The following is a 10,957-nucleotide window of genomic DNA, read 5'->3' on the forward strand; positions in this document are numbered from 1 at the left end:
CCGCACTGCGCCACCCGGGCGACTCCGTACGGGTCGTCCTAGCCGCAGCAGGACGGCGCGAGGCCCCTGGGGAGCCGGTCGCCGCCGAAGACGGCCCCGGTCGCCTCGTCGCCGCCGAGCGCCGCCACCGCGAGCAGCAGCGACCCCGCCGTCCACGTCGTCAGCTCCTCCGGCCACACCGCGCGGTCGCCCTCGAAGACGTACCCCGTCCAGTACATGCCCGTCGCCCCGTCCCGCAGGTGCTGGATGGACTGGAGGACGTCCAGGGCGCGGTCGGACTCCCCCATCGCCCACAGTGCGAGCGCCAGTTCGCAGCTCTCGCCGCCGGTGACCCAGGGGTTGGGCAGCACACAGCGCACCCCGAGCCCCGGCACCACGAAGTCGTCCCACAGCGCCTCGATGCGGGCCTTGGCGTCGGCGCCGGTGAGCGCGCCGCCGAGGACGGGGTAGTACCAGTCCATCGAGTAGCGGGACTTGTCGAGGAAGCGCTCGGGGTGACGCTGGATGGCGTGGGCGAGCGCGCCGGTGGCCAACTCCCAGTCCGGCTGCGGCTCTTCGAGCTGGTCGGCGATGGCCAGCGCGCAGCGCAGCGCGTGGTGCACGGAGGAGCTGCCGGTGAGCAGCGCGTCGGTGACGGCGCTGCCGTCCTCCTCACGCTTCCAGCCGATCTGTCCGCCGCTCTGCTGAAGGGCCAGGACCCACTCGACGGCGCCCAGCACGATGGGCCACATCCGGTCGAGGAAGGCGTCGTCGCCGGTGGCGAGGTAGTGGTGCCAGACGCCGACAGCGATGTAGGCGACGAAGTTGGACTCCCGGCCGTGGTCGGTGACCTTGTCGTGGGCGCCGTCGTGGTAGGCGGCGTACCAGGAGCCGTCCGCGTTCTGGTGGCGGGCCAGCCAGTCGTAGGCGCGCTCGGCGGCGGCGTGTTCGCCCGCCGCGTCCAGCGCCATCGCGGCCTCGGTGTGGTCCCAGGGGTCCAGGTGGTGGCCGCGGAACCAGGGGATGGCGCCGTCGGCGCGCTGCGCCGCGAGCAGCGCCGCGACCGTCTGGCGCGCCTCGGCCGCGGTGAGCACCCCGGGCAGCACGAGGTGTTCGGTGCGCTCCGGAGAGGTCACTTGGCGGCGCTCTCTTCCGCCGGCACGGGCAGGTGCGGCTTGGTCGCGTACGCCACGAAGCTCTTGCCGACGACCGGGTTGAGCGCCCGCTCGGCGAGCCGGGTCAGGGTGCTGATGCCCGGGGTCTTCATGATGTCCCAGACCAGGAGCTGGTGGTACGCCTTGACCGGCAACGCCTTGTCGTTGTCCACGCCGAAGGCGCACTTGAGCCACCAGTAGGGCGAGTGCAGCGCGTGCGCGTGGTGGCTGCCGTACGGCTTGAGACCGGCCTGCCTCATCTTGCCGATGAGCTCGTCGGCCTTGTAGATGCGGATGTGGCCGCCCTCGACCTCGTGGTAGGCGTCGGACAGCGCCCAACAGACCTTCTCGGGCCCGTAGCGCGGCACGGTCACCGCGATGCGGCCGCCGGGCTTGAGGACGCGGACCATCTCGGCGAGCACGCCCTTGTCGTCGGGGATGTGCTCCATGACCTCGGAGATGATCACGACGTCGAAGGACTCGTCGGGGAAGGGCAGGTTCAACGCGTCGCCCTCCATCGCGGTGGCGGTGGCGCCCTGGGGTGCCTCGCCCGCCTCCTTCATCGCCGCGAACCACTTCGCGACCTCGCGGATCTCCTCGCCGTTCTGGTCGAGGGCCACGACCTGGGCGCCGCGCCGGTAGCACTCGAAGGCGTGCCGGCCCGCGCCGCAGCCCAGGTCGAGCACGCGGTCGCCCGGGGCGAGCGGGAAGCGGGAGAAGTCGACGGTCAGCACGGATGCCTGCTTTCGCGGACGGGGGGATGGGGTCGGGCGTGGTCTTGGGGGCGCCGCGTCACCAGGCACCCCCCTGGGCCGCGGCGGCCGGACGCCGGGCGTCCGGCGCTCGCGCTCCGGGTCACCTGGCCGCCTTCCGGGCCGGGCGGCCCTGGGCGGCGATGGCCTCGCGGTAGAGCCGGGCCGTGCCCTCGGCGGCGCGGGCCCAGGTGAACCGATCCAGGACGCGTTCGCGGCCCGCCGCGCCGAGCCTGGTCCGCAGCTCCGCGTCGCCGAGCAGCCGGGTGAGTTTGCCGGCCAGCGCGCCGGCGTCGCCGGGTGGCACCGCGAGGCAGGTCTCGCCGTCGGGGCCCGCGACCTCCGGGATGGCGCCGCCGGTCGTGGCGAGCAGCGGGGTGGCGGTGGCCATGGCCTCGGCGGCGGGCAGCGAGAAGCCCTCGTACAGCGACGGTACGCAGGCGACCTGCGCCGAGCGTACGAGGTCGACGAGTTCGGCGTCGGTGATGCCCTTGACGAACGCGACGGCGTCGGCGAGCCCGTACTTCTCGATGGCCTGGGCGACCGGTCCGTCCTCGGCGCGTTTGCCGACCACGACGAGGTGGGCGTCGGGACGCTCGGCGCGCACCTTGGCCAGGGCTTCGACGAGGAAGACCAGGCCCTTGAGCGGGACGTCCGCGCTCGATGTGGTCACGACGCGGCCGGGCACCTCGGCGACGGCGGGATCGGGCGACCACAGGGTGGTGTCCGCGCCGATGTGCACGACCTCGATGCGATCCTCGCGGACCCCGAGGTGGTCGACGATCTCACCCTTGGAGGTGCCGGAGACGGTGAGCACGGAGGGCAGCCGGCGGGCGACCCGCTTCTGCATGTGCGTGAAGCCGTACCAGCGGCGCACCGAGGCGCGGCGCTTCCAGTCGGGGGCCGCGTCCAGTTCGAGCCTGCGGTCGACGGTGATGGGGTGGTGGATCGTGGTGACCAGGGGCGCGCCGATGTCGCCGAGCAGGCCGTAGCCGAGGGTCTGGTTGTCGTGCACGACGTCGAACTCGCCCCGGCGTCCGGCCAGATGGCGCCGGGCGCGCAGCGAGAACGTCAGCGGCTCGGGAAAGCCGCCGGTGCGCATGGTGGCGACTTCCAGGTGGTCGATCCAGTCCCGGTACTCCTCCCGCGCCGGGGTGCGGAAGGGGTCGGGCGAGCGGTAGAGGTCCATGCTGGCGAGCTCGGTGAGCCGGACGCCCTCGTCGAGCACGGGGTAGGGCTGGGCGCCGATGACCTCGACGTGGTGGCCGAGCCGGGCCAGTTCGCGCGAGAGGTGACGCACGTAGACGCCCTGGCCGCCGCAGAACGGGTTCCCCTTGTAGGTCAGGAGCGCGATGCGCAGCGGGCGTTCGTCCGCGCGGTCGGCGTCCCCGGTGCGGGGGCTTGCTTCTATGGCCTCAGCGGTCACTCGCGGCCCCCTTCATCACTGCGTTTCGCCGGAGCGTAACCGCTCGCGCTAATCTAGAACAAGTTCCAGACTTGATCCTTCTTGAGCGTGCTTTGATCACTCAAGGAGCATCGAATCTACCGGCAGGTAGTGCGACTGTAAGGGCCGGATCAGGTGATTCGCGCCACCACGGGGCCCCTGCCATGCTGGGCCGCCCAAGACCGTGGCAGAGAACGCCGGAGAAGCCGGGGAAGCGGACAAACGGAACGGTACATATGACAGCGGAAGTCAAGGCGGCCACCTCGGCCTCCCCTGCCCTGACCGAACGCCAGGAGGCCCGGCGCCGCCGCATCCTGCACGCGAGCGCCCAGCTGGCCGGCCGGGGCGGCTTCGACGCGGTGCAGATGCGCGAGGTGGCCGAGGCCGCGGGGGTCGCGCTCGGCACCTTGTACCGCTACTTCCCTTCCAAGATCCATCTGCTGGTCGCCACGATGCAGGACCAGTTGCAGCACCTGCACGGCACGCTGCGCAAGCATCCGCCGTCCGGCGCCGGTTCGGCCGAGCGGGTGGCCGAAACCCTCATGCGGGCCTTCCGCGCGCTCCAGCGCGAGCCGCATCTGGCGGACGCGATGGTGCGGGCGCTCACCTTCGCGGACCGCTCGGTCAGCCCCGAGGTGGACACCGTCTCGCGGCAGACCACGGCGATCATCCTCGACGCGATGGGGCTCGACCGGCCGAGCCCGGAGCAGCTTTCCGCCGTCCGGGTCATCGAGCACACCTGGCACTCGGCCCTGATCACCTGGCTCTCGGGCCGGGCCTCCATCGCGCAGGTCAAGATCGACATCGAAACGGTCTGCAAACTGATCGACATCACCGCCCCGCCGAGCCCCTGACCGGCTGTCGGAGCCGTCCGGGGCCGCCGGGACTCACTCCTCGGGCGGGAAGACGCTCTCGCCGGTGCCGAGCAGAGTGACCGAAATGGCCTCGACCGGGCAGCCCTCGGCGGCGGCCAGGACGTTCTCGTCGGCGTCGGAATCGGGCGTACGGGGATGGGACTGGCGCGCGGCGTCGAGCCGGAAGCCGTCCGGGGCGTGATGGAGGCACATGCCGGAGCCGATGCACACGCTCCGGTCGACCTCGACGTGCCAGCGGTCGCCCATCACGCACCCCCATGCCCGGCGGGCAGATGGATCATCTTGTGCTCCAGGTACTCCCCGAAGCCCTCGGGCCCGAACTCCCGCCCCAGACCTGAGGACTTGTAGCCGCCGAAGGGGCCGAGCATGTCGAGGCTGAAGGTGTTGACGTTGAAGGTGCCGGTGCGCACCCGGCGCCCGAAGTCGATGCCGTGCTCCACGTCGGCGGTCCACACGCTGCCGCTGAGCCCGTACGCGGAATCGTTGGCGATCCGCAGCGCCTCGGCCTCGTCCTCGTACGGCAGCAGACAGATCACCGGCCCGAAGATCTCCTCGCGGGCCACGCGCATCGTGTTGTCGACCTCGCCGAAGAGCGTCGGCTCGACGTACCAGCCACGGTCGAGCCCGGCGGGGCGGCCGCCGCCCGCGAGGATCTTTGCGCCCTCCTCCTGGCCGATCCGGATGTAGTCGAGCGAGCGGCGCCGCTGGCGCTCGGCGACCAGCGGCCCGACCTGGGTGGCCGAGTCCATCGGGTCCCCGACGACCAGCGCGTTGGCGGCGGCGGCGAACGCCTCGGCGTACTCGTCGTAGCGGGCGCGCGGCGCGAGGACGCGCGTCTGGGCCACGCAGGCCTGCCCGTTGTTCATCCAGGCGGCGGGGACGACACCGGCGACGGCCGCCTCGAGATCCGCGTCCGGCAGGATCACCGCGGCCGACTTGCCGCCGAGCTCCAGGGTGACGCGGGTCAGGTGGCGCGCGGCCACCTCCATCACGCGCTTGCCGGCGGCGACGGACCCGGTGAAGGCCACCTTGTCGACGCCGGGGTGCCCGACCAGGTACTCGCTGACCTCGCGGTCGGCGGGCAGGATGGACAGGACGCCCTCGGGCAGCCCGGCCCCGGCGGCGATCTCGCCCAGGATGTAGGCGTCCAGCGGCGTCTCGGGCGACGGCTTGAGGACGACCGAGCAGCCGGTGAGCAGCGCCGGGGCGAGCTTGGCGGCGGCCACGAACTGGGGCACGTTCCACGGCACCACGGCCGCCACCACACCGACCGGCTCGCGCCGCACCAGGAGCGGGCCGAGCGCGCCCGATCGCCTTTCCTCGTACGGGAATCGACGGGCGACGGTGATGGCCGAGTCCCACACCATCATCGCGCCGAGCGCCTGGGCGAGCACGCTCCAGGAGTACGGCGAGCCGTTCTGCGCGCTGATCGTCCGGGCGATCTCCTCGTGCCGCGCGAGGATCGCGTCCTTGATCCGCGACACCACCTCGACGCGCTCCTCGGGCGTGGCCCGCGCCCAGGGCCCCGACTCGAACGCCGTGCGCGCGGCGGCGACGGCCCGGTCCACGTCGGCCGGCGAGGCGTGCGGGACGCGGCCGATGACCTCCTCGGTGTGCGGTGAGATGACCTCGATGACGCCGGAGCCGAGGGGGTCGGTCAACTCCCCGCCGATGTAGAGCTGTCGGTGTTCCACGAGTTCGGTCATGACCTGGTGCCTCCCGGGACCTGACGCTGTTTCAGAACTGATACCAGTTCCCGTTGCAGGAGTCCACGGCGGAGGCCGGGGGCGCGCGTGGTCCGGCCCCCTACCGCACAAGTGCGTAGCGAGCGCGTTAAAGGTCCGGCAATCGGCTTGTGATCCGCGTCTCCACGGCCATCATGGACGTGGGCATCGCACCGGCCCCCAACTCCGGTGCGGGCCAGGAATGAGGGCACCCACGCGAAAGGCCCCCCGCCGGCTGCGGAGGGCCGATCGCGGGGCCGGGGTCGGAGGCACTGATCCTGCTTCCGAACCCGGCCCGCTCCTCACCCCCGCCGGATGTCCCTCAGCACCTCTGGTAGCCCGGATCCCGGTGGGGGCTCCGGCAGTGCCGGGGGCCGACCTGGTTCAGGGTTGACCACCTGAAAGGTCGGGGCGTAGACGAGGTTGTAGGTGTTGGCGTTGTAGGTGATGTAGGTGGTGTCGACGGGCGCCTGACGGCGCTCCCTCCTGGCTCGGCGGCCCGCGGCGGCGTACCGCGAGGCCTCCCAGCACCAGCGCAGGATCTCGCCAATGACGACTGCGTAGTGCGACCAAAGCATCCACTCTTGGAACCGTTCCAAAACCGCTCCCTATCGCGAGGGTCACGCTGGTGGTGCTCTTGCGGTGGCTGCCGCTCGGTCTGTTCGGCCGGGAGACAGCCGGTCGGCCGACCCGGCCGCCCCCAGGGGAGGCAACCGGATCGGGATCTGCCACGGGAGGACACCCGTAGGACGACTGGCGTCGGGTGCGACTCCCCTTACTGAAGAGCTCCCGGAGGGACCGGGTGCGGCACTTGTTGACGAGGCCGCCCCGGAGGGACCGGTTCGGCTCTTGTCGGCGACGCGCCTTCAAGTGGCGCCATGTGGTGCGCGATAGGGCTGTGGAGTTGTCAACGTCCCTCGCGGGGCCCGCCGGCTGGGCCGGGCATCCGGAGTGGATGTCTCAGAGTGCATGTGCCGTGCCCGGCGCCGCCCATGGGATCGTGCACAAAGCCAGCGCCGATATGTTGTCGCCTCCTGACAGAGGCAAGGGCCGGGTGCGGGCACGGGCGCCAAAGGCCCTGGTGGGCGCGGTGATTGGCCGGTGCACGTGGTGGCCGGACCACCTGGACGCGCGGTGTGGCGCGCGTCTCAGTCGCGGGACGGGGCGCCCTCGGGACTGCCGGTGGTTTCGCCGCGCAATGACTGACGATCCGTCAGTTCTCGTTATAGTGACGGTGATACGTGCCGTCGGCCGTACATCCGCAGGACACCGAAGAGACGAGGACTCCATGTCGCAGGAGCCGGCCGCTCCTCAGGTGACCGACCACGGGGGCGGCGTCCACTCCATCAAGGTGCCGATACCGGACAACCCGCTCGGCCACACCCTGGTCCACCTCCTCGACACCGACCGGGGTCCGGTCCTCGTCGACACCGGGTGGGACGACCCCGCGTCCTGGGACATCCTCACGGCCGGGCTGCGCGCGCTCGGTACGGAGGTCCGTGACGTGCACGGCGTGGTCATCACCCATCACCACCCCGACCACCACGGGCTCTCCGGCCGGGTCAGGGAGGCGTCCGGGGCCTGGATCGCGATGCACGCCGCCGACGCGGCCGTCGTACGCCGCACCCGGGCGGCCGAACCCGGGCTCTGGCTCACCTATCTGTGCGCCAAGCTCGCGGCCGCCGGGGCGCCCGAGGAACACCTCGCTCCCCTGCGGGAGGCCCGCGCGTCCGGGCGCACGGGGACCCTGCCGGGGCTGCGGGCCGCGCTGCCCGACCGCGAGATCGCGCCCGGCGAGCTGCTGCCGCTGGCCGGGCGCCGGCTCCGCGCGATCTGGACGCCCGGGCACACGCCCGGCCACGTCTGCCTCCACCTGGAGGAGGCGCATCCGTCCCAACTCCCGGGAAACGGCCGCTTGTTCAGCGGGGACCACCTGCTCCCCGGCATCACGCCGCACATCGGTCTGTACGAGGACCCCGACGACGCCGCCTGCACCGATCCGCTGGGCGACTATCTCGACTCCCTCGAACGGGTCGGGCGGCTCGGGGTCGCGGAGGTGCTGCCCGCGCACCAGCATCCCTTCACGGGCGCGCAGGCTCGGGTGGCCCAGTTGCTTGCCCACCACGAGGACCGCCTCAACGGGCTGCTCGCCCTGCTCTCCACGCCGCTCACGCCGTGGCAGCTGGCCGAGCGCATGGAGTGGAACCGGCCCTGGGAGCAGATTCCGTACGGGTCGCGCACGATTGCCGTCTCCGAGGCGGAGGCGCATGTGCGGCGGCTGGAGAAGAGGGGCCGCGTCGAACGCCTCGAGCCCCCGGACGCGGGGCCCGTCCGGTACCGGTCCCTGTAGCCCGTCCCGCACCCTGGCGCCTGGGGCTCCGCCCCAGACCCCCTTCGCGCCTGAAGGGCGCTCGTCCTCAATCTCTCCCAAGGCCTTAAGGGCCAGGGGGGACCCCCATGACAGGCTGAGGATGCCGACGTGGGCCAGCATCGCCCCCGCCAGGGGCGCGGGGAACTGCGCGACCAGCCACGCACGGCCCGCAGCCGGCACTCCTGGGGCTCCGCCCCAGACCCCGTTCGCGCCTGAAGGGCGCTCGTCCTCAATCGCCGGACGGGCTGGGTATGCGTATGCGGGCCGGCGCGGCCCCTGCCAGGGACTGCGGCCACAGGCCGAGGATGCCCGTGCCGGCCAGCACCGGATGCTCAGGGGCGCGGGGAACTGCGCGACCAGCCACGCACGGCCCGCGCCCGAGGGCGGACCAGAACCTCCGGGGCGCGGGGAAGCGCGCGGGCGGCCAGTCGCGGTCCGCAGCCGAGAGCGGACCGGGTTTCGGGCAGGGGCCCGGGCCCCTGCCCCCCGCTGCTGAACCCCACCGGTAAGGTGGACGCGTCGTCGTCATGCCCGTACGGGGGGAACCCGGCGCGACCCCGGCGCCGCCCCTTCCCCAGGGCTCTCGGCTCCGTGAGCCACCCCCACTGGGGGCAAGCCGGAATGCCCCGTCACCGCATGACCGGCTCACCGTCACCCGCACACCGCAGGTGACCGGCACCGTCGAGGTACACGGAGCCGGAGCCGGGTGCAGCATGCGCCCGTGCCCGTGCTCCCCCGCAGGAGAGGCACCGCCCGCCATGACCGTACGCCGCCGCGCCGCAGCAGTCGCCGCAGCATTCGCCGCAGCCACCGCCGCCATCGGCGCAGCCGCCCCGGCCGCCTTCGCCGACGGCACGCCGCCCCCCGCCGCGGTCCCGCCGGGCCTGTACGGCACGAAGGACCCCCAGTTCGACGGAGTCTTCCGGCAGTCGCTCGCCTTCCTCGCCCAGGAGAAGGCCGCCGTCTCCCCCGCCGACAAGGCCATCGCCTGGCTCGCCGGGCAGCAGTGCGCCGACGGCTCCTTCATGTCCTTCCGCGCCGACCCCGCCAAGGCGTGCGATCCGGCCAAGCTGGACACCAACGCCACCTCCGCCGCCGTGCAGGCACTCGTCGCGGTCGGCGGCCACACCGACGCCGTCAAGAAGAGCGTCACCTGGCTGAAGTCCGTGCAGCAGGACGACGGCGGCTGGCCGTACACGCCCGGCATGGGCGGCAGCGACGCCAACTCCACCGCGATCGTGATCGGTGCCCTCGCCGCCGCCGGCGAGAAGCCCGCCGACGTGAAGTCCGCCAAGGGCGGCAAGACCCCCTTCGACGCGCTGCTCACCTTCGCGCTGCCCTGCGACGACCCCAACGGCGCGGGCGCCTTCGCCTTCCAGCCCGACCCCAAGACGCAGAAGCTGTACGCCAACGCCGACGCGACCGCCGCAGCCGTGACCGGCTCGCTCGGCAAGGGCCTCACCGCCACCGCCGGCGCCGCCGACACCAAGGGCGCCGCCTGCGAGAAGGCCGCCACCCCCGAGCAGGGCGCGCACAACGGCGCCGCCTACCTCGCCAGGACGCTGGCACCGACCGGTTTCCTGAAGTCCGCGATGCCGGGCGCCACCGACCAGCCCGACTACGGCAACACCGCCGACGCGGTCGTCGCCCTCGCCGCCGCGGGCCTGCCCGACCAGGCCAAGAAGTCCGCCGACTGGCTCGCCAAGAACGCCACCGCCTGGGCCAAGGACAACGGCCCGGCCGCCTACGCCCAGCTCGTCTTCGCCGCCGACGCGGCCGGCGCCGACCCGAAGAACTTCGGCGGCACCGACCTCGTCAAGGCCCTCAACGCCACCGGCCCCGCGCCCAAGGCCGCCGCGTCCTCCTCGGCGCCGGCCGACGAGACCAAGAAGAAGGACGACGAGAAGAAGGACGACGGCATCTCCGTCTGGTGGATCGTGGGCGTCGGCCTGCTCGCCGGCATCGGCGTCGGCTTCCTGATCAGCGGCCGCAAGAAGAACCAGCGACTCTGATGCGCTCGCGACTCGCTTCCCTGGCCGCGCTGCTCCTCACGCTGGTGGCGCTGGCCGCCGGCACGGGCCAGGCACAGGCCGCCGGGTACCGGTACTGGTCCTTCTGGGACCTGGCGGGCGACGCCTGGACGTACGCCACCCAGGGCCCGGCGTCCGCGCACCCCGGTGACGGCGCGGTGGAGGGATTCCGCTTCGCGGTGAGCGCGGACTCCCAGGACGCCACCAAGCCGCGTTCCGCGCCGTCCTTCGAGGCGGTGTGCGGCTCGACACCGACCAAGGACGGCACCAAGCGGGTCGCGCTCGTCATCGACTTCGGTACGCCGCAGGACGCCGCGCGGGGCGAGACCCCGCCCGCGCCGCGCACCGCCTGCGCCCAGGTCGCCCCGGACGCCACCACGGCGGACGCGCTCGCGGCCGTCGCCAAGCCGCTGCGCTACAACAGCGCGGCCCTGCTGTGCGCGATCAACGGCTACCCGCGTGCGGGCTGCGGCGAGCAGGTGGGCGACACGGCCCCCGCGCCGGAACCCGCCGCGAAGGACAACGCCGGCGGCGGCCCCTCGGCCGGCCTGCTCACCGGCGCGGCCGCGGTCGTGGCCCTGGCGGGCGCGGCGATCTGGCAGTCCCGCCGCCGCCGCGGGAACTGAGG

The 10,957-nt window shown here is 72.8% G+C and carries 10 protein-coding genes; 4 read left to right on the plus strand and 6 right to left on the minus strand.

Features of this window, described 5'->3' with window-relative positions; genetic code table 11:
* Positions 1–38 precede the first annotated feature (38 nt).
* The 3 genes from ABR738_RS12465 to ABR738_RS12475 form a co-directional block, all read right to left on the minus strand.
* Positions 39–1,115 (minus strand): prenyltransferase/squalene oxidase repeat-containing protein, encoded by a 1,077-nt coding sequence (locus ABR738_RS12465; RefSeq protein WP_350230038.1) that lies wholly within the window; start codon positions 1,113–1,115, stop codon positions 39–41.
* Positions 1,112–1,867 (minus strand): class I SAM-dependent methyltransferase, encoded by a 756-nt coding sequence (locus ABR738_RS12470; RefSeq protein WP_350230039.1) that lies wholly within the window; start codon positions 1,865–1,867, stop codon positions 1,112–1,114. The genes ABR738_RS12465 and ABR738_RS12470 overlap by 4 nt, the downstream gene beginning before the upstream one ends.
* 121 nt (positions 1,868–1,988) lie before the next feature.
* Positions 1,989–3,311, minus strand: a complete 1,323-nt coding sequence (locus ABR738_RS12475) for a glycosyltransferase family 4 protein (RefSeq protein WP_350230040.1) — start codon at positions 3,309–3,311, stop codon at positions 1,989–1,991.
* Positions 3,312–3,565: 254 nt separating this feature from the next.
* Here ABR738_RS12475 and ABR738_RS12480 point away from each other — a divergent pair, with 254 nt between their 5' ends.
* Entirely contained in the window at positions 3,566–4,183 is a 618-nt protein-coding gene (locus ABR738_RS12480; protein WP_350230041.1) for a TetR family transcriptional regulator, read from the plus strand.
* Between the two features lie 33 nt (positions 4,184–4,216).
* Here ABR738_RS12480 and ABR738_RS12485 read toward each other — a convergent pair whose 3' ends face one another.
* The 3 genes from ABR738_RS12485 to ABR738_RS12495 form a co-directional block, all read right to left on the minus strand.
* The gene (locus ABR738_RS12485) at positions 4,217–4,450 is read right to left on the minus strand and encodes a ferredoxin (RefSeq protein WP_350230042.1); all 234 of its coding nucleotides are present in this window, start codon (positions 4,448–4,450) and stop codon (positions 4,217–4,219) included.
* Positions 4,450–5,910 carry an aldehyde dehydrogenase gene (locus tag ABR738_RS12490; protein ID WP_350230043.1) on the minus strand — a complete coding sequence of 487 codons (1,461 nt, stop codon included), beginning with the start codon at positions 5,908–5,910 and terminating at the stop codon, positions 4,450–4,452. The genes ABR738_RS12485 and ABR738_RS12490 overlap by 1 nt, the downstream gene beginning before the upstream one ends.
* Before the next feature lie 320 nt (positions 5,911–6,230).
* Positions 6,231–6,506 (minus strand): hypothetical protein, encoded by a 276-nt coding sequence (locus tag ABR738_RS12495; protein WP_350230044.1) that lies wholly within the window; start codon positions 6,504–6,506, stop codon positions 6,231–6,233.
* Between the two features lie 710 nt (positions 6,507–7,216).
* Between ABR738_RS12495 and ABR738_RS12500 the strand changes: the two genes are divergently transcribed.
* The 3 genes from ABR738_RS12500 (at position 7,217) to ABR738_RS12510 (ending at position 10,955) form a co-directional block, all read left to right on the plus strand.
* Positions 7,217–8,278 (plus strand): Strvi_7410 family MBL fold metallo-hydrolase, encoded by a 1,062-nt coding sequence (locus tag ABR738_RS12500; RefSeq protein WP_350230045.1) that lies wholly within the window; start codon positions 7,217–7,219, stop codon positions 8,276–8,278.
* A 779-nt stretch (positions 8,279–9,057) separates the two neighbouring features.
* Positions 9,058–10,311 carry an SCO2321 family membrane protein gene (locus ABR738_RS12505; RefSeq protein ID WP_350230046.1) on the plus strand — a complete coding sequence of 418 codons (1,254 nt, stop codon included), beginning with the start codon at positions 9,058–9,060 and terminating at the stop codon, positions 10,309–10,311.
* On the plus strand, positions 10,311–10,955 hold the full coding sequence (locus ABR738_RS12510) for an SCO2322 family protein (protein ID WP_350230047.1): 645 nt from the start codon (positions 10,311–10,313) through the stop codon (positions 10,953–10,955). Before ABR738_RS12505 ends, ABR738_RS12510 begins: the two co-directional genes overlap by 1 nt.
* Positions 10,956–10,957 lie beyond the last annotated feature (2 nt).

Origin of the sequence: Streptomyces sp. Edi4 (assembly GCF_040253615.1) — a bacterium.
Taxonomy (GTDB): domain Bacteria; phylum Actinomycetota; class Actinomycetes; order Streptomycetales; family Streptomycetaceae; genus Streptomyces.